The organism is Tenacibaculum sp. M341, assembly GCF_004337695.1.
Classification (GTDB): Bacteria; Bacteroidota; Bacteroidia; order Flavobacteriales; family Flavobacteriaceae; genus Polaribacter.
In genome coordinates, this window is the sequence record NZ_SJXJ01000023.1 from 46149 (window position 1) to 72217 (window position 26069).

The 26069-nt window shown below is 30.7% G+C and carries 24 protein-coding genes; 8 read left to right on the forward strand and 16 right to left on the reverse strand.

Annotation, left to right across the window (positions count from 1 at the left end; translation table 11 throughout):
- Positions 1-99: 99 nt before the first annotated feature.
- From EYW44_RS19000 to EYW44_RS19015, 4 genes are all read right to left on the reverse strand, one after another.
- A complete protein-coding gene (locus EYW44_RS19000) occupies positions 100-2670 on the reverse strand; it encodes a TonB-dependent receptor (RefSeq protein WP_132726434.1) in 2571 nt (856 codons plus the stop codon).
- Between the two features lie 10 nt (positions 2671-2680).
- Positions 2681-3589 (reverse strand): FecR family protein, encoded by a 909-nt coding sequence (locus EYW44_RS19005; RefSeq protein WP_132726437.1) that lies wholly within the window; start codon positions 3587-3589, stop codon positions 2681-2683.
- 54 nt (positions 3590-3643) lie between these two features.
- A complete protein-coding gene (locus EYW44_RS19010) occupies positions 3644-4174 on the reverse strand; it encodes an RNA polymerase sigma factor (protein WP_132726440.1) in 531 nt (176 codons plus the stop codon).
- A 69-nt stretch (positions 4175-4243) separates the two neighbouring features.
- Positions 4244-4927 carry a hypothetical protein gene (locus EYW44_RS19015; RefSeq protein ID WP_132726443.1) on the reverse strand — a complete coding sequence of 228 codons (684 nt, stop codon included), beginning with the start codon at positions 4925-4927 and terminating at the stop codon, positions 4244-4246.
- Between the two features lie 138 nt (positions 4928-5065).
- Between EYW44_RS19015 and EYW44_RS19020 the strand changes: the two genes are divergently transcribed.
- The 5 genes from EYW44_RS19020 (at position 5066) to EYW44_RS19040 (ending at position 12918) form a co-directional block, all read left to right on the forward strand.
- The gene (locus EYW44_RS19020) at positions 5066-8194 is read left to right on the forward strand and encodes a UvrD-helicase domain-containing protein (RefSeq protein ID WP_243643700.1); all 3129 of its coding nucleotides are present in this window, start codon (positions 5066-5068) and stop codon (positions 8192-8194) included.
- Positions 8195-8218: 24 nt separating this feature from the next.
- Positions 8219-9415, forward strand: coding sequence for a glycine C-acetyltransferase (gene kbl, locus EYW44_RS19025; RefSeq protein ID WP_132726446.1), 1197 nt, complete (start codon positions 8219-8221; stop codon positions 9413-9415).
- Between the two features lie 117 nt (positions 9416-9532).
- Entirely contained in the window at positions 9533-10924 is a 1392-nt protein-coding gene (locus tag EYW44_RS19030) for an OmpA family protein (RefSeq protein WP_132726449.1), read from the forward strand.
- Positions 10925-11089: 165 nt separating this feature from the next.
- Positions 11090-12601, forward strand: coding sequence for a F0F1 ATP synthase subunit beta (atpD, locus tag EYW44_RS19035; RefSeq protein WP_132726452.1), 1512 nt, complete (start codon positions 11090-11092; stop codon positions 12599-12601).
- 32 nt (positions 12602-12633) lie between these two features.
- Positions 12634-12918, forward strand: coding sequence for a F0F1 ATP synthase subunit epsilon (locus tag EYW44_RS19040; protein ID WP_132726454.1), 285 nt, complete (start codon positions 12634-12636; stop codon positions 12916-12918).
- 132 nt (positions 12919-13050) lie between these two features.
- Here EYW44_RS19040 and pyk read toward each other — a convergent pair whose 3' ends face one another.
- The 5 genes from pyk to EYW44_RS19065 form a co-directional block, all read right to left on the reverse strand.
- Entirely contained in the window at positions 13051-14478 is a 1428-nt protein-coding gene (pyk, locus tag EYW44_RS19045; protein WP_132726457.1) for a pyruvate kinase, read from the reverse strand.
- A gap of 3 nt (positions 14479-14481) precedes the next feature.
- Complete coding sequence (locus tag EYW44_RS19050; RefSeq protein WP_132726460.1) at positions 14482-14955, reverse strand: IPExxxVDY family protein; 474 nt, start codon at positions 14953-14955, stop codon at positions 14482-14484.
- A 92-nt stretch (positions 14956-15047) separates the two neighbouring features.
- Positions 15048-15791 (reverse strand): ribonuclease III, encoded by a 744-nt coding sequence (rnc, locus tag EYW44_RS19055; RefSeq protein WP_132726463.1) that lies wholly within the window; start codon positions 15789-15791, stop codon positions 15048-15050.
- A 9-nt stretch (positions 15792-15800) separates the two neighbouring features.
- A complete protein-coding gene (gene fabF, locus EYW44_RS19060) occupies positions 15801-17051 on the reverse strand; it encodes a beta-ketoacyl-ACP synthase II (RefSeq protein ID WP_132726466.1) in 1251 nt (416 codons plus the stop codon).
- A gap of 6 nt (positions 17052-17057) precedes the next feature.
- The gene (locus tag EYW44_RS19065) at positions 17058-17294 is read right to left on the reverse strand and encodes an acyl carrier protein (RefSeq protein WP_075340350.1); all 237 of its coding nucleotides are present in this window, start codon (positions 17292-17294) and stop codon (positions 17058-17060) included.
- Between the two features lie 172 nt (positions 17295-17466).
- On the opposite strand from EYW44_RS19065, the gene purN reads away from it, so the two are divergent.
- Both purN and EYW44_RS19075 read left to right on the forward strand, forming a co-directional pair.
- The gene (purN, locus tag EYW44_RS19070) at positions 17467-18048 is read left to right on the forward strand and encodes a phosphoribosylglycinamide formyltransferase (protein WP_132726469.1); all 582 of its coding nucleotides are present in this window, start codon (positions 17467-17469) and stop codon (positions 18046-18048) included.
- A complete protein-coding gene (locus EYW44_RS19075) occupies positions 18032-18670 on the forward strand; it encodes a ribonuclease H1 domain-containing protein (RefSeq protein ID WP_132726472.1) in 639 nt (212 codons plus the stop codon). Before purN ends, EYW44_RS19075 begins: the two co-directional genes overlap by 17 nt.
- 68 nt (positions 18671-18738) lie before the next feature.
- On the opposite strand, the gene EYW44_RS19080 is transcribed toward EYW44_RS19075, so the two are convergent.
- The 7 genes from EYW44_RS19080 to EYW44_RS19110 are packed head-to-tail and all read right to left on the reverse strand — an operon-like array spanning position 18739 to position 24438.
- Positions 18739-20277 carry a polyamine aminopropyltransferase gene (locus EYW44_RS19080; protein WP_132726474.1) on the reverse strand — a complete coding sequence of 513 codons (1539 nt, stop codon included), beginning with the start codon at positions 20275-20277 and terminating at the stop codon, positions 18739-18741.
- 32 nt (positions 20278-20309) lie between these two features.
- A complete protein-coding gene (locus EYW44_RS19085) occupies positions 20310-21095 on the reverse strand; it encodes a hypothetical protein (protein WP_132726477.1) in 786 nt (261 codons plus the stop codon).
- 3 nt (positions 21096-21098) lie between these two features.
- Positions 21099-21581: a DUF4178 domain-containing protein gene (locus tag EYW44_RS19090; RefSeq protein ID WP_132726480.1), complete on the reverse strand. Its 483-nt coding sequence runs from the start codon at positions 21579-21581 to the stop codon at positions 21099-21101.
- A gap of 2 nt (positions 21582-21583) precedes the next feature.
- Positions 21584-22387: an ion transporter gene (locus tag EYW44_RS19095; RefSeq protein WP_132726482.1), complete on the reverse strand. Its 804-nt coding sequence runs from the start codon at positions 22385-22387 to the stop codon at positions 21584-21586.
- Positions 22384-22749, reverse strand: a complete 366-nt coding sequence (gene speD / locus EYW44_RS19100; protein WP_132726485.1) for an adenosylmethionine decarboxylase — start codon at positions 22747-22749, stop codon at positions 22384-22386. Before speD ends, EYW44_RS19095 begins: the two co-directional genes overlap by 4 nt.
- 40 nt (positions 22750-22789) lie before the next feature.
- Complete coding sequence (locus EYW44_RS19105) at positions 22790-23215, reverse strand: hypothetical protein (RefSeq protein WP_132726487.1); 426 nt, start codon at positions 23213-23215, stop codon at positions 22790-22792.
- 11 nt (positions 23216-23226) lie between these two features.
- Entirely contained in the window at positions 23227-24438 is a 1212-nt protein-coding gene (locus tag EYW44_RS19110) for an aminotransferase class V-fold PLP-dependent enzyme (protein ID WP_132726489.1), read from the reverse strand.
- A gap of 98 nt (positions 24439-24536) precedes the next feature.
- On the opposite strand from EYW44_RS19110, the gene EYW44_RS19115 reads away from it, so the two are divergent.
- Positions 24537-25862, forward strand: a complete 1326-nt coding sequence (locus EYW44_RS19115) for a serine hydrolase domain-containing protein (RefSeq protein WP_132726492.1) — start codon at positions 24537-24539, stop codon at positions 25860-25862.
- Positions 25863-26069 lie beyond the last annotated feature (207 nt).

Consider the following 26069-nt stretch of genomic DNA (forward strand, 5'->3'; position numbering starts at 1 on the left):
AGATATGTAAAACAAGAAATTTATACCATTAATTAACACTACTTAGTATTTAATATAACAGATTGGCTGTTATTGTAGCATAAACTAACAAAAAGGTAATTAAAAATTGACTCTGAAAGAGAAGATAGGGGTTCTGGCTATTGAAAATTCATCTATAGTACCAAGATTGAAAACATTTACATTATTAGGGTTTACAGTTATTCTGTATTTTCTAATTAAGGGATTTGATTGGTTGTAGAGATTAAGTAATTCAAAACCTATAGAAGCGTTAGTGTTACCGTCTTTTTTAAATTTAAAATTATATTCAGCTGAAAAATCCATTCTATGGAAATTGTTTAAAAAAGCACTGTTTATTTCTCCATAATTTATTGCAATGTTTTCGCTGTTATCTCCTGTTAGGTTTGTTGCAGGAGTAAATGGTCGTGAAGTTTTATATTTCCAACCTAATGTTAATTGTAGTTTTTTATACTTATAAGATTGAATTAACGATAAATCGTGTTTAACATTAAATCCATTTTGAAAAGGCTGTCCGTTGTTAATTCCAGGGAATACAAGATTGTTGTCAGTATAAGTATAGGATAGCTGACTATTAAAATTGTTGAACTTTCGTTTCATAAAAAGCTCAAGTCCTTTAATGATACTTTTACCAGTGTTTATATTATTAGGAGTTTCTGCAAAATCAAAAATGAAAGAAGTTAAGTTTGTGATTTTTTTATAGTAAATAGAAGCATCAATAAGCCAGTTTTTTTTATTGTATGATCCTCCTAAGCTGATTTGATCACTTCTTAATAAAGGAATTTTTTCGTTATTAGAAATGATCCATACTTGATTTTCTAAACCAAAGTTTTTAGTACTTAACTCTGTAATTTGACTAATAGCTTGATATTGCACTTCAGCGGACAAATTAATCTTCATTACATCATTTAATGTGTTAGAGATATAAATTGAAGGTTGTATGTATACTTTTTTAAATGTATTGAAATAATCGGCACGTATACCACCTCTTAAAAACCACTTATCAGAAATGTATTCGTGTTGTGAGTACATACTTGTATTTAAATTCGATCCGTTGTTAGATTCAATATTTATATCATTATTAAAGTTGATGGTTTTGTTAGTGTTGATTAGAAAATCAATTGAACTTTTATTAATGCTAACACCATTAATAGTGTTGTAATTGTTTGTTACTTTATAATTGGTTAAAGCATCAAAATTATACTCTTTAATAGTGTTTGTTTTTTCTGCATTAAAACTAAAAAGTTCAGATATTGTTTCTTTTCCAGAATAATCATAATCGAATGAGACATAATCGAATTTAATGTTTGAGCTAAAACGATCGTTCCAGTTTGTTTTTAGTTTGGTTCCAATACCAATATTTTTCATCTCTAATGCATCGCTAATAACAAAATCAATTTCATTGAAAAAAAGATTAGATTTTAATTTATTTTTAAAATAAAAGAAACTGCTGCTCAGTGTATGTCTATTATCTATTTTAAATAATAACCTAGTAGTAATGTCTGTAAAGTTGAATTGGTTGTTTTTGTCTTCAACAGGATTTTCAACTGTGATACCACGCCCTAAATCGGTTACTCTTTTGTTTTGAAATATTTGGCTGTAAAAATTAGCGAAGGTTCCAGTTTCAAAAACATCAGAAAAAGACCTTCTAGCAGATATAAAAACTCCTAATTTTTTAGAGATTTTAGTTTTAAGATAAGTATCAACACTTAAAGAGTTCATACCAATTCCCCATTTTGTTCTTTCAGGAATTTTATTGTCTGACTGTATGTCTATTACTCCAGCAAGGTGACTTCCATAAAAACTAGGAGAACTATTTTTAAATAAAGTTACATTGTCAATAATATTAGTATTCACGGCTGAAATCATTCCAAAGAAATGGTCATTTCTGTATAATTTAATTCCATCCCATAAAATTAAATTATGATCAGGAGTACTTCCTCTAATGTTTAACCCAGTAGCAGTATCATTAGGACTGTGAATTCCTGATAATAATTGAATGCTTTGAAGTACATCTGTTTTTCGAACTCCAGGAAGCAGTCCGGACTTAGTAGGGTTGATTAAGATTGAGTTGTCAATCTTTTTAGAAAAACCATCTGTCAAATAATTATTAATAACAATTTCATCCAATGCAAAAGGCTGTTCTTGTAAATAGATTTCAGTACATTTTTCAGATTTAAAGTTAGTTAGACTGATCTTTTTTTCATTAAAACCTAATGTGTTGAAAAGTAAATGGCTGTCATTGTTTTTTAAAGTGATGTCAAAATACCCTTTAATATCAGTAAAAGCATGGTTTCCTGATGGAATTAATACAATAGTGCTATTTGGTATTACTTCGTTATTGTTTTCGTTAATTAAATACCCACATATTTTTTTTCTTTTTAAAATATAGTTGGTGTCACCTATTTTTTGAAAAACCAAATTTGTTTGTTTTTCAATTTCATTTAAAAGATCTAATTCAGTGACTACTTCTTTGTTTAGAACAATTTGTTTTTTCGCAACAATTTTAGTGTTGTAAGAGATAAATATGTTTTTTTTCTGTTGAATTTCTATCAATAACGAATCAAGAGAAAAGGTGTTTTTTACTTTGTTTTGAGAAAAGGAATGGTTCAAACAAAGACTAAAAATTAATACTAAAAATAACTTTTTTATCATTAAAAATGAATTACTTTAATAAGATAATATTGTTGTTTTTGGTTGAGTATTTAATATCCATGGCGCTTAAAACTGTTTTCAAGGCTGTTTGAGGTTCTTTATGAGAGAACACTCCTGAGAATTTTTCATTTTGATACTTTTTAATGTTTTTAAATTTAAAATTAAATTCATTTTCTAAAGCTAATAACACAATAGGTAAAGGGGTTTCTCTAAATCGAGAGATTCCCTCTTTCCATGAGTTTTGTGCTGTGTTAAAAGTCCAGTTCTCTTTAATATTGTTATTAAATGTAGTTGCCAGTCCTTTGGTTAGTATTTCGTTAGTATTGTTTTTGTTTACAACATTTACTTTACCAGTAAAACATTTTACTTCTAAAAAATTATTACCAGAATTTACATTGAAAGAAGTGCCTAATACAGTAACAGAACCTTCTTTAGTTTTTACGGTAAATGTTTCGCCTTTTTGTACTTCAAAAAAAGCTTCTCCTTCTAAAAAGATAGTTCTTTCGTTTTTCCAGTTTTTGTTGTCAAAAGTAATTTTAGATTTAGAGTTTAAAGTTACTTGAGATGCGTCTGGTAAAGAAATAGTTAATTTCTCTCCGTAATTAGATTTGTATACAACATCATTACTTTTCCAAAAGTAAAATACACTTGCTAATAAAGCCATGCAAGCTGCCACTTTATATAAAGTGTTTAGTTTTATTAATTTAGAAGTAGCCTTTTTCTTTTGTAATTTTTCTTGTTGTATTTTGTTGAATAATTCCTCAGAATTAAAGCTTTCTGGAATTTCCAATGTATCAGCAATATCAACAATTCTTTGGTAAACTTTACCTTCATCAGATTCGTTGAAATTGTCTGTTTCTTTTGTGTCAATGTCTTTATTAAGCCATTTTGCTAAAAATATGTCTTCATTTGTTTCCATTTAATCTTTTTTGTAGGTTAATGAAATATCATTTTAGAGGATAAATTGATTCAGTTACACGTTGCCTATTTCTTTTCTAATAGTTTTTAAGGCTCTAGAGATATGTTTTTCAACTGTTTTTATAGAAATTCCTAAAAGATTAGCAATTTCTTGATATTTCAATTTATCTATTCTGTTTAATAAAAAAATCTCCCTTTCCTTATCAGGTAAAGAAGCTATGGTGTTTTTTACTTTTAAAGCAAATTCTTTTTCTTCTAAAATGAATTGGGGGGTTTCATTACCAATGTCAGTTTTTCTAGCGCTTTGGTTTTCTTTAAATTTCAAAACAATTTTATCGTGTCTTTTCATGTTGAAAAAATGATTTTTAGACACTCGTTTCAGAAAAAATAACGCTTGATCAAAAATAATTGATGAGCAGTTTTCCCATAATTTAATAAAAGCTTCTTGAACAATATCTTCTGCTATACTAATACTGTTACATGTGTAATAAATATAACTCCTTAATGTTTTGGAATGTAATTCATACAAGTGCTTGTAGTTTTTTTCTTCACACACAGAAGTATTATTTGTGTTACATTTCTTCAAAATAATATTGTTTTTAAAAACCACTCGTAATTAAGTGTTTTGATTACGAGTGGTTTATAAATTTAATGATTAATTGTAACAATTAGAGAAAAGATCATTTAATTCTTCAGTATTTTCTATTGTTTTCTCTTCAAAATCATCAAGAATTACAACACCTAAAGGATATGTTAGTTTGAAAAGCTCATCAGATTCTAAACTATTAAGAAATTCCTCTAAACCTTTGTTTCTTTCTATGATTACAGTGTCTCCAGAGTCTTTTACAACTCGTATTGGATATGAAAATATAAAGCAGTTTCTTTTACAATCAGTACAGCTTTCAATTCCTTTACAATCATTGAACTGTTGGTCAAATTCATCAGCATTTTTAAGTTCTATTTCTGTTCCGTCTTTATCAACTATATTAATTGGATATACAATGTCCTGAGATCCTCCAAACAAAAAAGGTAGATTAAATTCCTCTCCATTTTCAATAATAGCTTCTACTTTTTCAGAAGTGTCTCCAAAAATATTAGGAATAAGCATTTTAATAGGGTATTTAATAGTAAAGCAACTCTTATTGTCTATAATGTATTCCTCAAGTTGGTCTGTTTTAGCTTCAGATTCTAGATATGCTTTTAAGTTTCCTTTTAAAACTTCGTATTTAGTTTTATTTTCATTACTGTTTTCAATTATATTTTCACCTTCATTTTCTGAGTTACATGATACAATTAATGATATGAATAAGATGAAGCAAAAGTTGGTAATATTTTTCATTGTTTTTAATTTTATAATAATACTTTGTTAAGTTGCAACATATACTAAACACCTACTTAAAAATAAACCCTACGTTTTTTTAAAAAATATTTTTTGAGTCTCTTCTAAAGATCAATTACCTTGCGTAAAATTTAATTTGTGCACGATAAAATCAGCTCTACATTTCAAATTTATAACGCTTCTGCTGGGAGCGGAAAAACGTTTACACTGGTAAAAGAGTATTTAAAAGTATTACTTGGTACCAATGATGTTTTTTATTTTCAAAAAGTATTGGCTATTACTTTTACAAATAAAGCAGCTGGCGAAATGAAAGAACGTGTGCTGAAAAATTTGTCTGTAATTTCTGAGGGAAGCGAAAGTGATATCGCTAACTTAATAATGGAAGAAACAGGATTGGATCCAACTAAAATTCAACAGAGAAGTCAAAAGATTTTAGATGCGATTTTACAAAATTATGCAGCTTTTTCCATTACTACCATAGATAGTTTTACGCATAGAATTATTAAAAACTTTGCATATGATTTAGGTTTAACTCTGAATTTTGAAGTAGAAATGGATGCTGTTTCATTATTAAATGAAGCAGTTGATTTATTAATTTCTAAAATTGGTTCTGATAAAGAGTTAACGAATTTGCTGATAGATTTTTCATTGTCTAAGATAGATGAAGACAAATCTTGGGATATTTCACTTGAGTTAAAAGAATTTTCTAAAGTATTATTAAATGAAAATGACACTAAATATTTTAGAAAGCTACGAGTTAAAACAGTCAGTGATTTTAATGAACTTCAGTCAAAACTTAAAAAAAGCTTAAAAGAATTAAAAGAACGTCTACAACAAATAGGTGAAGAAGGATTAGAAATTATTAATGCTTCAGGAGTAACTCACAAAGATTTTTACTATTCATTATTACCAAAGCATTTTATAAGTTTAAAAGATGCACCGTTAAATGCAAAATTTTTTGATCAGAGTAAATTAAAAGAAAGAATAGAAGAGCAATTGTTTTATTCAAAGAATAAATCAGATGACATTAAACAATCTATTGATGCAATAATTCCGAACTTATTAAATTTATATGAAGAATCAGAAAAGTTGTATCGAAATTTAGTTTTAAGTCAGTTGGTTCTTAAAAGCATTATTCCTTTAGCTGTATTAAATAATATAAACAAGGAATTAACTACACTAAAAGAAGATAATAACATCCGTTTAAATGCAGAATTCAATCAATTAATCTCTGATAATATAAAAGGACAACCTACACCTTTTATATATGAACGAATTGGTCAACGCTTTATGCATTATTTTATTGATGAAATGCAAGATACATCAATATTGCAATGGCAAAATCTAATACCTTTAATAGATAATGCGTTGTCGCAAGAAAATAGTAGTTTGCTTTTAGTAGGAGATGCTAAACAAGCAATTTACAGATGGCGGGGAGGAAAAGCTGAGCAGTTGATTGATTTAAGTACAGAAAATCACAGTGTTTTTCAAATAGAAAAAGAAGTAAAGTTGTTGGAAAAAAACTACCGAAGCTATTCAGAAGTAATTCAGTTTAATAATAGTTTTTTTCAATATGTGTCTAATTTTCTTCAGAATAAACAATATTCAGATCTTTTTGTAGAAGGAAATCAGCAATTAGAAAACACTAAAAAAGGAGGAGTGGTTTCTCTATCTTTTTTAGAAAAAGAAGAAGATAAAGAGCTTGAAAAATTAAAATATCCGAGGAAGGTTTACGAGCAAATAAAAGAACTAAATAAAGAATTTCAGCTTAATGAAATTTGTGTGCTTGTAAGAAAGAAAAAAGATGGAGTAGCGGTCGCAAATTATTTATCGGAACAAGGTGTTAATATTTTATCTTCAGAAACATTGTTATTAAAAAACAGTAATAAAGTAACTTTTATTATTCATTTATTAGAACTGTTTTTGTTTCCAGGTAATGAAGAAGTTCGATTTAAAATAGCATATTTCTTATTTGATCACTTGAATATTAATGATACGAATCACTCTTTCTTTCAGCAAGTTGTTAAAAGTAGTTTTGTAGATTTTTTTGAAGTGTTAAAAAAATATGGAGTTGACTTTAATTTGAATAAATTTTATGAGTTGGCTTTTTATGAAAAAGTTGAAGCTTTAATACGAAGCTTTAAATTAATTGATACGTCAGATGCTTATGTGCAGTTTTTTCTTGATGTAGTTTTAGAGCAGCAACGTAAAGGAACAAATATTCAAGATTTCCTTGAGTTTTGGAGTACCAAAAAAGAAGTACTTAGTATTGTTTCTTCGGAAGAATCAACTGCGGTAAATATAATGACGATTCATAAATCGAAAGGACTTGAGTTTCCTGTGGTCATTTTTCCTTATGATTTAGATATTTACAGACAAATAAAGCCTAAAGTTTGGTTTGATGATTTTCCAGAAAGTTTTTCACAGTTTGAAGAGCTGTTGATAGATTACAATAAAACTCTTAGTTATATTAATGAAAGAGGAGATGAAATATATCAAGAACAAAGAGAGGCGTTAGAGTTAGATAATTTTAACCTTTTATATGTAGCTTTAACAAGAGCTGTAGAACAACTTCATATCTTAACCGAAAAGAAAATTTCAAAAACAGGAGAAAACACGAATTATTATTCAGGTATTTTTATTTCCTATTTAAAGAAAAAGAATCTTTGGGATGACAATAAACTCGAATATTTTTTTGGAAAAGTTGAAAGAGTCAGTCAAAGAGAAGAGGTGATCAGTCAAAATATATCTCAAGAAAAATTTGTGTCAATTCCTTGGCAGCAGCATAATATAGTAATGTTGTCCAGTGCATCTAAGTTATGGAATACAGAACAAGAGGAGGCTGTAAAGTACGGAAACTTAATTCATGAACTACTATCAAAAGTTTTTTACAAAGAAGATGTTGGTAAAGTAGTCTTGCATTCAAAGAATATAGGAGAAATTACAGAAAAAGAAGCAGATGAAATTCAACAACTAATTTTAAAGGTTGTCGATCATGAAGAGTTGAGTCAATATTATATAAAAGGAGTAAGAGTATTAAATGAAAGAGGTTTTATAACTAAAGATGGTAGTTTGATGATTCCTGATAGATTAGTTATTAAAGAAAATAAAGCAATAATTATTGATTATAAAACAGGTGTATTAAATAGTTCACATATAAAACAGGTGAATAGATACGCAGAAGAATTAATGGAGCATGGTTATGAAGTAGGAAAAAAAATGTTAGTCTATATAAATGAAACCGTTTTAGTGCAAGAAATTAGTTAATTTTACATCGCAAACAAACAAAACATGTACGGAAAAATCAAAGAACATTTACAGAAAGAAATTCAGGATATAAAAGATGCTGGATTATATAAAAGTGAACGAATTATAACATCTTCTCAAGATGCAGTAATAAAAATATCTACAGGTGAAGAGGTAATTAACTTTTGTGCGAATAACTATTTAGGGTTATCGAACCACCCTGAAGTAATACAGGCAGCAAAAGATACGATGGATACTCATGGATTTGGAATGTCGTCTGTGCGTTTTATCTGCGGAACTCAAGATATTCATAAACAATTAGAAGCAAAAATTGCTGAATTCTATCAAACAGAAGATACTATATTATATGCAGCTGCTTTTGATGCTAACGGAGGAGTTTTTGAACCGTTATTAACAAAAGAAGACGCAATAATCTCTGATAGTTTAAATCATGCTTCAATTATAGATGGAGTACGCTTATGTAAAGCAGCTCGATATCGATATAGTAATAATGATATGGTTGCTTTAGAAGAGCAATTAATAGAAGCGAGTAAACAAAACCACAGATTTAAGATTATTGTAACGGATGGTGTTTTCTCTATGGATGGAATTGTTGCTAAGCTAGATGAAATTTGCGATTTAGCAGATAAGTATGATGCTTTAGTAATGATTGATGAATGTCATGCTGCAGGATTTATAGGAGAAACAGGAAGAGGGACATTAGAACTTAAAAATGTATTAGGAAGAATTGATATCATAACAGGTACTTTAGGAAAAGCACTTGGTGGTGCAATGGGTGGATACACTACAGGTAAAAAGGAAATTATAGAAGTTTTACGACAAAGATCAAGACCATATTTATTCTCAAACTCTTTAGCACCAGCTATCGTAGGAGCATCTTTAAAAGTATTTGATTTGTTGTCTAATGATACTTCTTTAAGAGATAAATTAGAATGGAATACTAATTATTTCCGTTCAGAGATGGAAAAGGCAGGTTTTGATTTAGTAGGAGCAGATGCTGCAATTGTACCAGTAATGCTTTATGATGCAAAATTGTCTCAAGAAATGGCTAATAAACTTTTAGATGAAGGGATTTATGTAATTGGATTCTTTTATCCAGTGGTGCCAAAAGAACAAGCAAGAATTAGAGTGCAATTATCCGCAGCTCATGAAAAAGAGCATTTAGATAATGCAATTCAAGCCTTCGTGAAAGTAGGAAAATTGTTAAATGTTATTTCGTAAAAGAAGCGTAAAAACTTGTTTTTTTTATAAGTTTTTGTAGATTTGCTTTTGTAAATAAGTTTTAACAACTTACATTTGCGTTATATATAAACGAACTTTTAATTTAAATTTTTGATAATGAAACAATTAAAATTAGCTATGTTAGCTATGTTTGCGTTTCTAACGTTTAGTAACGTTAACGCACAAGACGAAAACAATCCTTGGGTTGTAGGTTTTGGTCTTAACACAGTTGATCCTAGAATTCCTACTGAATTTGGAGATTATGCTCAAGATTATATTGGGACTGGTGAATGGGCTGATAACACTTTACCTTCAATTTCTAGAATTAGCGTTGAAAGATATTTAGCTGACGGATTTACTTTACAATTAGCTGGGTCTATAAACAAAGTTAAAACATTTATATCTGAAGATGATGTAGATGAATTATACTGGGCTATCGATTTAGCTGCTAAGTGGGACTTAAACCATTTATTCGGAGAAACTGGATGGTTTGATCCTTATGTATACTTAGGTGGTGGTTACACTGACTTTGGTAGAATCGTAGGTGGTAATTTTGTTGACGGAGGAGAAGGAACTTTAAACGCAGGTGTTGGTTTTAACGTATGGTTCAACGAGAACATAGGTTTAAATTTCCAAACTGGTGGTAAGAAAGAATTCGCTGACAACATTCAAGATCACTTCCAACACAGTTTAGGTGTTGTTTTCCGTTTCGGTGGAAAAGATACTGATGGTGACGGTGTATACGATAAAGATGATGCTTGTCCAGAAGTTGCAGGTTTAAAAGAATTCAACGGATGTCCAGATGCTGACGGTGATGGTATCAAAGATTCTGATGATGCTTGTCCAAACGAAGCTGGTGTTGCTGCTTTAAACGGTTGTCCTGATGCTGACGGTGATGGTATCGCTGATAAAGATGATGCTTGTCCTACTGTAGCTGGAACTAAAGCAATGAACGGATGTCCAGATGCTGATGGTGATGGTATCGCTGATAACAAAGATAAGTGTCCAAACGAGGCTGGTCCTGCTGATAACGGTGGATGTCCTTGGGGAGATAAAGATAACGATGGTGTAAAAGATAACGTTGATAAGTGTCCAGATGTTGCTGGTGTAGCTTCAAGACAAGGTTGTCCAGAGCCAAAGCCAGTTATCACTGAAGAAGCTAAGAAGAAATTAGATGAGTTCGCAAGAGCTATCTACTTCAACTCAGGAAGAACTTCTTTCAGACCAGGAGTAAAAGGTAAATTAGACTTAATCGCTGGTATCATGAAGGAGTACAAAGATGCTAACTTTAACATCGAAGGTCACACTGATAGCCAAGGTGCTGCTAAAGCTAACCAAAAGTTATCTGAAAGAAGAGCTAAAGCTGTATTAGATTATTTAGCTACTCACGGTGTAACTGGAAGTAGATTAAGTTCTGTAGGATTTGGTGAGGATTACCCAATCGCTACTAATAAAACTAGAGCTGGTAGAGCACAAAACAGACGTGTAGAGATTAACTTAAGAAAGTAATCTTAACATACATATTATTTAAAAGCCCCGTTTTTACGGGGCTTTTTCTTTTTAAAAAATATTGACGCAAACGTTTTTTATATTGTTATAAAAAAATTACCTTTGCGCACTGAAAAGTGAGATAAGGTTCACTTAATAAATACAATAACTTAATTACAAAAAGTAATGTCTACAATAAAAGGTAAAGTTTCTCAAATTATTGGTCCTGTTATCGATGTTGAGTTTAATACTGAAAATGCTGAGCTACCAAAGATTTATGATTCGTTAGAGATTAAAAAAGCGGACGGTTCTACTCTTGTTTTAGAAGTACAACAACATATTGGAGAAGATACTGTTAGAACTATCTCTATGGATGCTACTGATGGTTTACAAAGAGGTCAAGAAGTATTGGCTACAGGTAATCCAATTCAGATGCCTATAGGAAATGATATCTATGGTCGCTTATTTAATGTAACAGGTGAAGCTATTGATGGTTTAGGTGATTTACCAAAAGAAGGTACTAACGGTTTACCAATTCACCGTCAAGCACCAAAATTTGAAGAATTATCTACTTCTACAGAGGTGTTATTTACTGGTATTAAAGTTATCGATTTAATTGAGCCGTATGCAAAAGGAGGTAAGATTGGTTTATTTGGTGGAGCTGGAGTAGGTAAAACGGTATTAATTCAGGAGTTAATTAACAACATTGCAAAAGGACACGGAGGTTTATCTGTATTTGCTGGAGTTGGAGAAAGAACTCGTGAAGGAAACGATTTATTAAGAGAGATGTTAGAATCAGGAATTATCAAGTATGGTGATGATTTTATGCATTCTATGGAAGAAGGTGGATGGGATTTAACTAAGGTTGATAAGCCTACAATGAGAGATTCTAAAGCTACTTTCGTATTCGGACAAATGAATGAGCCACCTGGAGCACGTGCAAGAGTTGCTTTATCTGGTTTAACAATTGCTGAATATTTCCGTGATGGAGCTGGAGAAGATCAAGGTAAAGATGTACTTTTCTTCGTTGATAATATTTTCCGTTTTACACAAGCTGGTTCTGAAGTGTCTGCATTATTAGGACGTATGCCTTCAGCGGTAGGATACCAACCTACATTAGCAACTGAAATGGGAGCAATGCAAGAGCGTATTACTTCTACCAAGAAAGGATCTATTACATCTGTACAGGCAGTATATGTACCTGCGGATGATTTAACTGACCCTGCACCAGCAACTACGTTTGCTCACTTAGATGCAACGACGGTATTATCTCGTAAAATTGCCGAGTTAGGTATTTATCCTGCGGTAGATCCATTAGATTCTACTTCAAGAATTTTAACTCCAGAAATTTTAGGTGATGAGCACTACAACACTGCTCAAAGAGTAAAAGAGTTATTACAACGTTATAAAGAATTACAAGATATTATTGCAATCTTAGGTATGGAAGAATTATCTGAGGAAGATAAATTAGTCGTACACAGAGCTCGTCGTGTACAACGTTTCTTATCTCAGCCTTTCCACGTTGCTGAACAGTTTACTGGTATTCCAGGTGTTTTAGTAGATATTAAAGATACTATCAAAGGATTCAATATGATTATGGATGGAGAGTTAGATAAGTATCCTGAAGCAGCATTCAACTTAAGAGGTTCAATACAAGATGCTATTGAAGCTGGAGAGAAAATGTTAGCTGAAGCATAATATTAAAAATTAAAAGCTTAAAACAGTTAAGTATGTTTTTAGAAATTGTAACACCAGAAGCAGTAATTTTTTCATCAGAGGTAAACTCTGTTGCGGTACCAGGTTTAAATGGAGAATTCCAGATGTTAAGTAATCACGCACCGATTGTTTCATTATTAATCAATGGAAAAATAAAAATTGAAGGTTCTGATGTATCGTCAGTAAATGAAAAGTATCAAGAGAAGTTCTCAAAAGAGGATGATGGTAGATTAAGTATTTCTATCAATTCTGGTACTATAGAAATGAATGACAATAAATTAATAATATTAGCGGATTAATTTTTAATTAATCTTTACAATATATACAAAGCCTGAAAATTATTTCAGGCTTTTGTTTTTAATTACTATTTAAAATAAAAAAGCACTATTCAAAAACTGAATAGTGCTTTTTTATCTTAATTAAACGTAATATTATTCGATTTGTGAAACTCTTAGAGTATTAACCATACCTTTAGCTTCAACTGGCATTGAAGTTAAATTAATAACATAATCTCCGTTTTTAACGAAGTTCTTTTCTCTAATAATTTCGTTGATGTCTTTTACAGTATCATCTGTATTCAATTCTCTGTCATAATAGAAAGCTCTAACACCCCAAAGTAAATTTAGTTTACCTAGAATTCTTCTTTCAGAAGAGAAAGCAATTACATGTGATTTTGGACGCCATGCAGATATTTGGAAAGCAGTATAACCACTATTAGTTAATGTAGAAATAGCTGTAGCTTTCATATCATTAGCCATTAAAGCAGCATGATAACAAACAGATTTAGTTATAAAACGATTGGTTCTTACATGTGGTGGTTCAACAGGTACTTTAATTAATGGTGAGAATTCAACACTTCCAATAATTTCAGTCATTTTTTGAATTACTCTTATAGGGTGCTTACCAACTGAAGTTTCTCCAGATAACATTACAGCATCAGCACCATCCATAATAGAATTTGCCACATCATTTACTTCTGCTCTTGTAGGAACACTATTTTCAATCATAGTTTCCATCATTTGAGTTGCTATAATAACAGGAATTCTTGCTTTTTTAGCTCTCTGTACAAGCATTTTTTGAATAAGAGGTACATCTTGCATTGGCACTTCAACACCTAAATCTCCCCTAGCTACCATTAAACCATCACAATATGGAATTAAAGCATCTATGTTTTCAACAGCTTCAGGTTTTTCAATTTTTGCTATAACTGGTACACGATATCTTGATTTTTGTTTGATTAAATCGCGTAACATTCTTAAATCTTCTGGATTTCTAACAAAAGATAAAGCCACCCAATCTACTTCTTGCTCTAAAGCAAAAACTACATCCTTTTTATCTTTTTCAGTTAATGCAGGTAATGAAATATCTGTGTTAGGTAAATTAACACCTTTTTTAGATTTCAATGGTCCACCTACAATAACTTTTGTAGTAACTTCCTTTTCTTTGTCGGTAGAAATAACCTCAAATTGTAACTTTCCGTCGTCAACAAGAATATTTTCACCCGGTTTTACATCTTTTGGAAACCTTTGATAGGTCATAAAAGCTTTTTCATTATTACCAGTACACTTCTCAGTTGTAAAAATAAAGGTGTCTCCAGCTTTAACTTCTGTTCCTTCTTCCATAACACCAACGCGTAGCTTTGGACCTTGTAAATCGGCTAAAATAGCTAAATTGTATCCTTGCTCTTCGTTTATTTCTCTTATTTGGCGTATACGCTCTTTAACAATGTCATGATCAGCATGTGAAAAGTTGATTCTAAAAACATTCACTCCAGCAGCTCCCATTTTCATTATAACTTCCTTCGTACTTGTAGCTGGGCCTAAAGTGGCTACAATTTTGGTTTTTTTGTTATGTGGCATAGGTCAAAAAATTAATACTTCTTTAGATTTTAGTTGGTTTGTATCAATTGTATAGGAAGTTATTATTTGAGAAATAGTATTCATTTTTTCAGTTAACTGTTTCATACTTTCCTCACAAAAACTCCCTTCAATTTTTAAAAAATAGTCTACTCTTTTCTTTTCAGAAATTAAGCGAATACGTGTTTCATTTTCTGAGAAAAGACTAGCGTTATTATTGTTTTTAATCTTTGTTTTGTAGACATTAGAAATTAAGTACCATGAGTTATCAGTTGCTTCATTAAAATATTCGTATAAAGAAAAAGAAGCATCCTGTTTTTTATTCTTAAAATCTATATCAAACTTACATCGTTTAAAATCGAGATGTAAATGTAAATTCAAAATATAAGCTAAACGATAATCTTCTAAAGAGCAATGTATGCCTATTAATTGGTAATTACTATCAGAAAAATCGTCTAGAGATAGAGAGTGAATTTGCATTTATATCTTGGTTCTAATGTATGCTAATTTACTGAATGTATTAGAAAAAATAGTATGAAATTGACGAAAACGATTTCGACAAAAACCTTAATCTAAGTGTGAGAATTATTAATTTCCTTCTGGAAAGCATAGTAAACTCTTTTAGCAGCCATTTCTTCTGCTTTCTTTTTTGAAGTAGCACGTCCTTTAGCTATTTTTTGACCATCAATAACTACGACAACACTAAAATGCTTTTGAGTTTGTTTACCAGTATCTTCATAACTATCAAAGCTATATTTTCGTTTGGTTTTTTGACACCATTCAATAATAAAACCTTTGTAGCTAGTAATTTTATTTTCTAACTTTTGAAGATCTACATAAGGAATAATTATTTGATCATAAATAAATTGATGACAATAATTATAACCTCTATCTAAATAAATAGCACCAACTAATGCTTCAAAAATATTACCATGAATATTATTTCCGACTTGTTTTTGGTTTACATTACTCTTAACAAATCGGATCAAATCTAACTCTTTACCTAATTTATTAAGATTATCTCTACTTACAACCTTGGATCTCATTTGAGTAAGATACCCTTCATTACCTTTTGGCGCTTCTTTGTACAAGAATGAAGCTATTACTGAACCAAGTATAGCATCACCAAGAAACTCAAGTCTCTCGTAATTAATAGGTTTACCGTTACTATCAGTCATTTTAAGAGATCTATGTATAAAAGCTCTCTTATAATGTTGTAAAGTTATAGGTTTAAAGTTTAGTAAATTTTTTAATTGATAGTAAAAGTCTTCGTCCTCTTTAGTTTTAGGTTTAACTATTCTACGAAGAAAATTCATATAAAAAAATTAGTCTAATTTCTTAAAAGCAACGCAAGCATTATGCCCACCAAAACCAAAAGTATTGCTCATAGCAACCTTAATAGGTCTTTTTTCTGCTTTGTTTAGTGTTAAATTTAACTCTGGATTAATATTTTCATCTACAACAGAATGATTAATAGTAGGTGGTATAATTCCATGCTCTAAAGCAAGGATAGAAGCGATTGCTTCAATAGCACCAGCAGCACCTAAAAGGTGTCCAGTCATTGATTTTGTAGAATTTATATTGATGTTTTTAGCGTGATCTCCAAAAACTTCAGAAATAGCCTTTAATTCAGCTACATCACCCAATGGTGTTGAAGTACCATGAGTGTTAATGTGTTCAACTTCTTCTGGTTTAATTCCTGCGTTTTCTAAACAGTTTTTCATTACTGCTATTACACCAATTCCCTCTGGGTGAGGTGCAGTCATATGGTGTGCATCAGAAGATAGTCCGCCTCCGATAACTTCAGCGTAAATTTTTGCACCTCTTGCTACAGCATGTTCATATTCTTCTAAGATTAAGGCACCAGCACCTTCTCCTAAAACAAAACCATCTCTATCTCCATCAAATGGACGAGAAGCAGTTTCTGGAGTTTCATTTCTTGTAGATAAAGCATGCATGGCATTAAAACCACCCATACCAGCAATTGTAACAGCAGCTTCACTACCACCAGTTACAATAACATCACAATGTCCTAATCTAATAGAATTTAATGCATCAAAAATCGCATTTGCAGAAGAAGCACAGGCAGATACTGTTGTATAGTTAGGTCCCATAAATCCATTTTTAATAGATATGTTACCTGGAGCGATATCTGCAATCATTTTAGGGATAAAGAAAGGGTTGAATTTTGGAGTACCGTCACCTTTAGCGTAATTTAAAACTTCATTTTGAAAAGTTTCTAAACCACCAATACCAGCTCCCCAAATAACTCCAACTCTAAACTTATTTACTTTGTCAAGATCTAACTTAGAATCCTTAATTGCTTCATCAGAAGCAACCATAGCGTACTGAGTAAACCTATCCATTCTTCGAGCTTCTCTTCTATGAATGTGATCGTTCACATCAAAGTCTTTAAGCTCGCATGCGAAACGAGTCTTGAACTTGGCAGCATCAAAATACGTTATAGGGGCGGCTCCGCTAACTCCGTTAACTAATCCATTCCAATACTGTTCAATATTATTTCCTATTGGCGTTAATGCGCCAAGTCCAGTTACTACAACTCGTTTTAATTGCATATTTTCTTACTTTTTTGCCTCTTCTATATAGCTAATTGCTTGACCTACTGTTGCGATGTTTTCCGCTTGATCATCTGGAATTTGGATATCAAATTCTTTTTCGAACTCCATGATTAATTCAACAGTATCTAATGAATCTGCTCCTAAGTCATTAGTAAAGCTAGCTTCGTTTGTTACTTCGTTATCGTCAACTCCTAATTTATCAACGATAATTGCTTTTACTCTTGATGCAATGTCTGACATAATTTTCTAATTTTTTAAATTTAAAATCGGGGCAAAAATACAAATCTTAGGTTTTAATTCTAATTTTTGTCCGAAAATGTGGGGTCTAAAATAAAAAATCTTTTTGTGAAGACCACACAGTTGTTAATAATTATTGCTTTTTTTGCAGTAACAACACAGTATATAATAGATTATGAAACGTATCGTGATTTTTGCTTCGGGTTCTGGTAGTAATGCCGAAAATATTATTAGTTTTTTTCAAACTAAAACTACTGCCACTGTTACTCATGTGCTTACTAACAAGCAGCATGCCAAAGTTTTGGGTAGGTGTAAAAGGTTGGGGGTTAGCTCGTTGGTTTTTGACAGGAATGACTTTACAGAGACAGATAAAGTACTAGATTTCTTAAAAAAAGAAGCAGACTATATTATTTTGGCTGGTTTTTTATGGCGAATTCCTGCAAAAATTGTTGAAGCTTTTCAAGGTAAAATAATTAATATTCATCCTGCTTTATTACCAAAATATGGAGGAAAAGGAATGTATGGAATGCATGTTCACAGAGCAATAAGAGAAAATAACGAAGAAGAAACAGGTATTACAATTCACTTTGTGAACGAAAATTACGATGAAGGAGCGATAATTTTTCAGGCAAAAACAGCTATTATGGAGCAAGATTCACCAAAGGATATTGCTCAAAAAGTGCATGAGTTAGAATATCAATACTTTCCTGAAACAATTGAAAAGGTGATTTTAGAGCAAAATGGGCAAGAAAAGTAAGTTTTATGTAGTATGGAAAGGAAAAAAAACTGGTGTTTTTTCTTCTTGGAAAGAGTGTAAAGAGCAAATTAATGGTTTTGAAGGTGCACAATACAAGGCTTTTGTAGATAAAGCTGAGGCTGAAAAAGCTATAAAAGGTAAGTACGACGATTATAAAGGAAAGAACACCAAGGTAAAAGTTTTATCTAAGGCTGAAAAAGTAAAGTATGGTTCGCCTATTTTACAAAGTTTGTCTGTTGATGCAGCTTGTGCAGGAAATCCTGGGGTGTTGGAATATAGAGGTGTGTTAACTGATAGTAAAAAGCAAGTTTTTATTTTAGGTCCGATAAAAAAGGGAACCAATAATATTGGAGAGTTTTTGGCTTTAGTTCATGGTTTAGCGTTGTTAAAACAGAAAAATTTAGATCATTATCCTATATATTCTGATTCAAAAATAGCGATGTCTTGGGTGAAAAAGAAACAGTGCAGAACTAATTTGGTGTTTGATAAAGACAATCAACAACTTTTAGAATTAATAAAACGTGCAGAAAAGTGGTTGAAAGAAAATACGTATCAAAACCCAATTTTAAAATGGGAAACAAAAGCTTGGGGTGAAATTCCGGCTGATTTTGGTAGAAAGTAAGGTAAACTTATAAGTGAAAGTTTTACAACGAATGTAAAAAGGTCTATAATCTTAAATTCTAGATATTGTTAATATAAATCCCAATTACCATTTTGATAGTAAGTGTATAATTTGGGAGAAAAAATAGTATTTATTTTAATGTTTGTGGTGTCAATTAAAGGCTTTCCGAATGCTGTTAATTGTGGAACAGCTTTTTTTGTTAGCCATTTCAAATTCATGTTTTTGAATTCAATACGGTTCAAGTCTTCTGTTTTTACAGGATTTTTTTTAGCTAATACCCATCCCCATTCTCCTAAGGTTAAAACTTGATTATGCATAGGTACTGTATTAAAACCCGCAGCTAATAAGGTTTTGTTAATGCAATAAAATGCTTTTGTAGCATAATATGGACTACCAGCCTGAGTAATGAATACACCATCTTCTTTTAGTTTTAGATAACATAATTTATAAAACTCCTTGGTGTAAAGTTTATTCAAATCTACATTGTTAGGATCTGGTAAGTCAACAAAAATAACATCATATTTTTCTTTTGTTTCTTCTAAAAAGTTAAAAGCATCCTCTGTTACCGTATGAAGCTTTTTGTTGTTCATGGCATTATTATTTAATGTTTTAAAAACATCATAGTTTTTGCCAAGATCAATCATGTTTTGATCTAAATCGACCAAAGTAACTTTTTTAACATCGTTGTATTTAAATACTTCTCTAGCTAAGCAACCGTCGCCTCCTCCTAAAATTAAAATGTTTGCATGCGAATTAGTCAGTTTCATAGGTAAGTGTACCATTGGTTCATGGTATAAAAACTCGTCAAAAGAAGATAACTGTTGATTACCATTAATATATAATGAATACCATTCTTTCCATTTAGTAACTACAATTTTCTGGTATTTTGTTTGTTTGGTGAAAACAATTTTGTCTTTGTATTTTGTTTGTTCTCCATAACGAACAATTGGCTGAGCAAAAAACAAACCCGTTAAAATTAAGATTAAAATTAATACATAAGAAATCTGTAGTTTTCTTTTCGCATTTTTTGATACATATTCTCCTAAAACTTTAAAAAGATAATACGATACACTTAAGTTTAATAAACCTAAAATGAAAGGAGTGTAGGTAAGACCTAAATAAGGTAATCCAACAAAAGCAAAAAAAAGTCCACCGATTAAACTACCGAAATAATCTTTTTCTAAAATGTTAGAAATATTCAAACGTAGTTCTTCAAATTGATCGTTAATTCTAGTAGCAAAAGGAATTTCTAAACCAATTAATAAACCAATACAAATGGAAAGTACGTAAATAATTAACCAAGAAATATCAGTAACTCCATAAGTAATGTACGCTATTAAAGCCGAAAAAGATACAAGTACCGATAATGTTAATTCTGTAATTATAAAGTAAACAATGACTTTTTTAGTGAAAAGTTTACTAAATCTACTACCCAATCCCATTGCGAATAACATGATAGATACAATTAAGGTAAATTGTAAAATAGCATTTCCTATAAAATAAGATGCTAATGTTGATAGGATATATTCGGCAACAATACCACTTATACCTGTAGCAAATAAAGCTACTTTTAAAGCAAAAGATTTTTGTTTTTTACTGTAAGACAACGTTGAATTGTGATTTAAGTAGCGTTTATTAGTTATTTACCATATCCACCAGAACGAGATCTTGTAGAAGAACCATTAGAATATCTTGAAGAACTTCTAGATGATCTATTGTAAAGGTTGTTCCATTTACTTGCGTTTTGAGCTTTTCTGGTAAAAAAAGATTTTCTGTTTGTACTTTGATAATTACTTCGAGTACCGTAGGTATAACTTCCAGAAGAAGTTTTATCTCCGTAATAAGGTCTGCCAGAATTATAATTAGTTCTGTACCCGTTATAGTCAGAACGGTAAGTGCTGCGCCTTGAGAGCATCCAGTACCAAAAGAAAGGACTAGTTGAGTGAGTTCGCCATCTTCTGTTATGGTTAGAGTTTGAACTAGAACTTGAGTTATGGTTAGCTACCTTTGTAGAATCGTTTTGAACATTTTCCCATTCACCATGTTTTTCGTTTCCTATTGCCCAACCAAAACCAACAGGTTGTGCAACTTTAGAAACTTTTCCATTATGTCTTGAAACAATCTCCATTCCTAAATCATTTTCATGATCTTTAAAAAACTTTTTGTTTACTGTTTTCCAAGGAATTTCTTTCACTCTTAAAGAATCATTTTCAAGTGTCAATACTTTGTATTTATGCTTGTACACCATAAAATCTGGCTTTTCATCAATTTTCATATCATCTAAAACAATAGAAAAATCGGTATTGGCATATTTATGCAAAATTTCTTCAGAAGGTTCTATAGAAACACTTTTAGAAGGCTTAATGCTATTGCTACAACTATATATAATGATAGAAGTAACTATAAAATAAAATAGCTTTTTCATGATTTATGATTTTATGTTTTTTATTTTTTTAGGTTTTAACTCTTCTCCAATGAAAGTTTCAAAACTACCATCTCCCCATTTTTCAATGGTTAATAATTCATCATCATCAGTGTAAAAAAGATAACATGTTAAATTTTCTCTAGAGCTATGAGTTGTTAGGTTTTTATAATCGCCACTATAGGTTTCATCTAATTCAAATAATTTATTATCAAATAATATTTGTTTTGTTTCAATGGCACTTGCTAAAATAGGATCTTCTATAAAAATAGCCTCAGTATAAGTAACCTCGTATTTTCCTTTGTAAAATTCAACTTCTAAATAAGCTTCTTTTCCATTAGAATTTATAGTGTATTCAATACTTGAATTGTCCATTCGCCAATCATATTGACCAATTTCCATAATTTCCCATCTATTACCATATAAATCAAAAGTGAATCCTACTTTTAACTTGTCTAAATCGTGTGTATTTGAATTGCTTCCAAACATAATTATTCGTGTATTTCTTTTCCACAATGTGGACAACAACTTTGTTGTTCTTTTTTATTTTTTAAATTTCTAATTTCTTCAATGTAAGCAGAGCTAATAATACCTGTTGGTAATGCTACAATACCAACTCCTAATAAAGCTATAAAAGCACTTAAAATTTTTCCTATTCCGGTAACAGGATAAATATCTCCATATCCAACAGTAGTTAAAGTAGCTACTGCCCACCACATAGCTTGTCCGATGTTTTGAAATGCATCTGGTTGCGCATTTTTTTCAATGTCGTACATAAGTGTAGAAGCTAAAATAAGTAATACAAAAACTAAAAAAATGGTAACAATAATTTCATTTTTAGTTTTAATCATTACATTTTTAATTACACTTAGTGATTTAAAATATCTTTTCAGTTTTAATAAACGGAGTAGTCTAAATAAACGTAATGTCCTTAAAATTCGTAAATCTATTTTTATAAAATATGGTAAGAAGAAAGGTAAAATTGCTGCCAAATCTATAATTCCCATAAAAGAAGTGACGTATTTGAGTCGTGCTTTTATTTTACTAAGTTCAGGATAAATAATATCTGCAACCCAAATTCTTACAAGGTATTCTAGAGAAAAAACAATAATTGAAAATAGTTCTAAGAAATAAAAAAAATGACTGTAATGTTTGTTGATTTCATCATAAGACTCCAAAACAATGGCAATCATATTTATAATAATTAGCCAAGAAATAAAATGCTCTATAAGTTTTTCACTTTTAGAATCATCTTTTTCATTATCAAATAACAAAGCTATTTTCTGTTTTATCATTGTTGTATAGTGTCTAAAAATCCTCTTTGACTAGAGTTTTTTTCTATTCTTTTAGATTTGAATTGATTTTGAATCCATGTTATACCTTCATCTAAATCAAATGATTTATTACAAGTAAAAAAGTCGAGTGCAACATATTTATGCTCTGGCCATGTGTGTATAGCAATATGACTTTCTTTAATAACAATAACACCACTAATACCAATTGGTGAAAATTCATGAATGGTAGTGTTTACTATTGACAGATTCATGATTTCTGCTGCTTTTACCAAGATGTTTTCTATGGTAGTAACAGAATCTATAATAGTGTCATCACAATCGTAAAAATCTACTGTAGTTTGGTAGCCTAAACTCTTTTCCATGCATCAAAGATACATTTTTTATTAATAATTTAAGAAAGCCTTACTTTAAACAACTTCTTAATAAGTGAATTAGCGGTTGTAGTTCTTTAGGAGGTGCATCATGATCAAAATTACTTGAAGTATATGTTTTATTATCTACTTTAATTGAAATAGATGTATTCATAGCACCATCATAAAGCCTTTTGTTAGTTTGCGCTTTAATTTTAGAAAGTGTTTCTAAGTTTAGTTTAGATACTAAGTCGTTAATTTCTTTAAGCTTTTGATCGCTTAAGGTTTGCTTATTGCTAAGTGATGGGGTAGTGTGGGAAATGTTATTTCCTGTTATAGAAATATTTTCAAAATTACCTCTTGTCATGGCTTTATAAGTAAGTTTACTAATATGTAAACTATTAGTTTCTTGCTTTTGTGCAGCGCAAGAATTTAAAATAAGATAAACAATAAAGGTAATTTTGAAAAGTATTTTCATTGTAAATTAATTTAGCTAAGCATCATTTTAGCTTTAGTAACTGCTGTAACTAAAACGTCAATTTCTTCTTTTGTATTGTAAAAAGATAAAGAAGCACGAACTGTACCAGGTATTTTATAAAAATCCATAATAGGTTGTGCACAGTGATGCCCAGTTCTAACTGCAATTCCTAGTTTATCTAAAATTGACCCAATATCGTAAGGATGTATTCCTTCAATATTAAAAGATATTACAGAAGTTTTATGACTGGTACCATATATTTTAAGTCCATCAATTTGTAATAATTTTTCTGTAGCATAAGTTAATAACTCGTTTTCTCTAGCTTGAATAGTATCAAAACCAATACTGTTCATGTAATCTATGGCAACACCAAAAGCAATTCCGCCACAAATATTTGGGGTTCCAGCCTCAAATTTATGAGGTAAACCAGCATAGGTTGTTTTTTCGAATGTAACAGTTTCAATCATTTCACCACCACCTTGATAAGGAGGTAGCATTTCTAATAATTCTTTTTTACCATATAACATACCTACACCTGTTGGACCACACATTTTATGAGCAGAAGTAACATAAAAATCTACATCTAATTCTTGCACATTTGGTTTTATGTGTGGGCAAGCCTGTGCACCATCAATTACAACATAAGCACCAAACTTATGGGCTCTGTGAATAATTGTTTCAATAGGATTGATCGTTCCTAAAGCATTTGACACATGATTACAGAAAACTAATTTTGTTTTATTATTTAATAGTTCATCAAATAAATCCATGCGCAATGATCCGTCCTCTTCCATAGGAATTACACGTAAAACTGCCCCTGTTTTTTCGCACATCATTTGCCAAGGCACAATGTTAGAGTGATGTTCTAACGCAGATACAATTACTTCATCTCCTTCTTTTAAAAGAGAAGTAAATCCAGCAGAAATAACATTAATACTTTCTGTAGTACCAGCAGTTAAAATAATTTCATACGCATGTTTAGCGTTAAAGTGCTTTTGAATTTTTATTCTAGCTTCTTCGTATTTATCGGTAGCTTCTTGACTTAACGTGTGTACTCCTCTATGAATATTTGCATTATAGTTAGTATAATAATCTACAATAGCATCAATTACTATTTGAGGTGTTTGTGAGGTGGCTCCGTTATCGAAGTATATTAAAGGCTTTCCGTGTACTTCCCTTTTTAAAATTGGGAAATCTTCACGGATTTTATTGATATCTAACATGAAAATTAAATTTACTACAAAAATAAGGCTATGATTTTAAACCAACAATCAATCATTTAAATTCTTACTTTTGTTTCAAATCGGGAATAAATTCATATATGAAAATTTTTAAAAGAGTGTTGTTACTCTTCTTAACAATAGTATTGGGAGCTGTTTTTTACAATTATCCCAAGCTAAATATCGTAGCTGGTTATTCAGCAAAAAGCACAGGTTCATCTGTTTTTGTAGCTAAAAGAAGCTTAGAGTTTACCGATGCAACAGATACCAATTTTACACCAATAAACTTAGCGTCTAATAGTGTTGATGAAAAAGAAAAAGCGGCTTATTCATCTGTATTTGGATTATTAACAAGAAAGTCAGTTTACAGAGATGGAGTAGGTACAGTATTAGTAAAAAAAGATACAGAATTAAAACCTGCTGCGTTATTAAAACCAAAAAGGTCAAAAGCAGATTTTAGTACCCCTTATCCTTATGGGAATGGACCAGCAAAAGATTCGGTATTTACAAATATAAATTACGATAGATTGAATACTGCTGTAAGTGGAATGTTTAACGATACTAATAAAACAAGGGCGGTTGTTGTAATTTATAAAGATAAAATTATTGCTGAAAAGTACGATGAAGGTTTTAATAAAGAGTCTTTATTACTTGGTTGGTCTATGACTAAAAGTATTACAAGTACTATGTTTGGAATATTACAATGTCAGGGAAAAATAAATGTATATGAAAAAGCGCCTTTCAAAGAGTGGGAAAATGACGAGCGTAAAAACATAACTATTCACAATTTACTACAAATGAATAGTGGGTTAGAATGGGTAGAAGATTATAACTCTATTTCTGATGTAACAAAAATGCTGTTTTTAGAGGAAGACATGACACAAGTACAGGTGAATAAACCTTTGGTTGGAAAACCAAATGAAACGTGGAATTATTCTTCTGGTACTACAAATGTTTTATCAGGAATTCTTAGAAAGCAGTTTCAAACACATCAAGAGTATTTAGATTTTTGGTATTCTGATTTGATAGATAAGATAGGGATGAATTCGATGTTAGTAGAAACTGATTTAAAAGGAAACTATATCGGATCTTCATATGCTTGGGCTACCGCAAGAGATTGGGCTAAGTTTGGTTTGTTGTATCTTCATAACGGACAATGGAATGGTCAGTCACTTTTTGATGCAGACTGGGTAAAATATGCAACTACACCAACGCCAACATCAGATGGTTGGTATGGAGCGCAAATTTGGTTAAATGCAGGAGGTAGGTATCCAGATGTTCCAAGAAACATGTATTCTTTTAATGGATATCAAGGTCAAAATGTATTTATACTTCCAGATCAAGAGATGGTAGTGGTTCGTATGGGACTTACTAAAAATGCTAACGTTAATCACTTTTTAAGTGAGTTGATTAATTCATTTCAGTAAAGTTTACAGTGTAAAGTGAGTATATAGCATTACTTTGAATAATAGAAACTAGAAGAGAGGTAAGTAATAAGCCTTTATTTAACAGTTTGACTAGTCCTAAATAACCGTTACAGTTATTTATTGATTAAATATATTAAACATCATCTAAAGCTATAGCTTTAGATGATGTTTTTTTTCGATATGATTTTATTTTCAATTTGTTTTGTA

Coding starts and splice junctions, on each gene's coding strand:
- EYW44_RS19000 (WP_132726434.1), bottom strand. CDS start 2,670: ATGATAAAAAAGTTATTTTTAGTATTAATTTTTAGTCTTTGTTTGAAC.
- EYW44_RS19005 (WP_132726437.1), bottom strand. CDS start 3,589: ATGGAAACAAATGAAGACATATTTTTAGCAAAATGGCTTAATAAAGAC.
- EYW44_RS19015 (WP_132726443.1), bottom strand. CDS start 4,927: ATGAAAAATATTACCAACTTTTGCTTCATCTTATTCATATCATTAATT.
- kbl (WP_132726446.1), top strand. CDS start 8,219: ATGTACGGAAAAATCAAAGAACATTTACAGAAAGAAATTCAGGATATA.
- EYW44_RS19030 (WP_132726449.1), top strand. CDS start 9,533: ATGAAACAATTAAAATTAGCTATGTTAGCTATGTTTGCGTTTCTAACG.
- atpD (WP_132726452.1), top strand. CDS start 11,090: ATGTCTACAATAAAAGGTAAAGTTTCTCAAATTATTGGTCCTGTTATC.
- EYW44_RS19040 (WP_132726454.1), top strand. CDS start 12,634: ATGTTTTTAGAAATTGTAACACCAGAAGCAGTAATTTTTTCATCAGAG.
- pyk (WP_132726457.1), bottom strand. CDS start 14,478: ATGCCACATAACAAAAAAACCAAAATTGTAGCCACTTTAGGCCCAGCT.
- EYW44_RS19050 (WP_132726460.1), bottom strand. CDS start 14,955: ATGCAAATTCACTCTCTATCTCTAGACGATTTTTCTGATAGTAATTAC.
- rnc (WP_132726463.1), bottom strand. CDS start 15,791: ATGAATTTTCTTCGTAGAATAGTTAAACCTAAAACTAAAGAGGACGAA.
- fabF (WP_132726466.1), bottom strand. CDS start 17,051: ATGCAATTAAAACGAGTTGTAGTAACTGGACTTGGCGCATTAACGCCA.
- EYW44_RS19065 (WP_075340350.1), bottom strand. CDS start 17,294: ATGTCAGACATTGCATCAAGAGTAAAAGCAATTATCGTTGATAAATTA.
- purN (WP_132726469.1), top strand. CDS start 17,467: ATGAAACGTATCGTGATTTTTGCTTCGGGTTCTGGTAGTAATGCCGAA.
- EYW44_RS19075 (WP_132726472.1), top strand. CDS start 18,032: ATGGGCAAGAAAAGTAAGTTTTATGTAGTATGGAAAGGAAAAAAAACT.
- EYW44_RS19085 (WP_132726477.1), bottom strand. CDS start 21,095: ATGAAAAAGCTATTTTATTTTATAGTTACTTCTATCATTATATATAGT.
- EYW44_RS19090 (WP_132726480.1), bottom strand. CDS start 21,581: ATGTTTGGAAGCAATTCAAATACACACGATTTAGACAAGTTAAAAGTA.
- EYW44_RS19095 (WP_132726482.1), bottom strand. CDS start 22,387: ATGATAAAACAGAAAATAGCTTTGTTATTTGATAATGAAAAAGATGAT.
- speD (WP_132726485.1), bottom strand. CDS start 22,749: ATGGAAAAGAGTTTAGGCTACCAAACTACAGTAGATTTTTACGATTGT.
- EYW44_RS19105 (WP_132726487.1), bottom strand. CDS start 23,215: ATGAAAATACTTTTCAAAATTACCTTTATTGTTTATCTTATTTTAAAT.
- EYW44_RS19110 (WP_132726489.1), bottom strand. CDS start 24,438: ATGTTAGATATCAATAAAATCCGTGAAGATTTCCCAATTTTAAAAAGG.
- EYW44_RS19115 (WP_132726492.1), top strand. CDS start 24,537: ATGAAAATTTTTAAAAGAGTGTTGTTACTCTTCTTAACAATAGTATTG.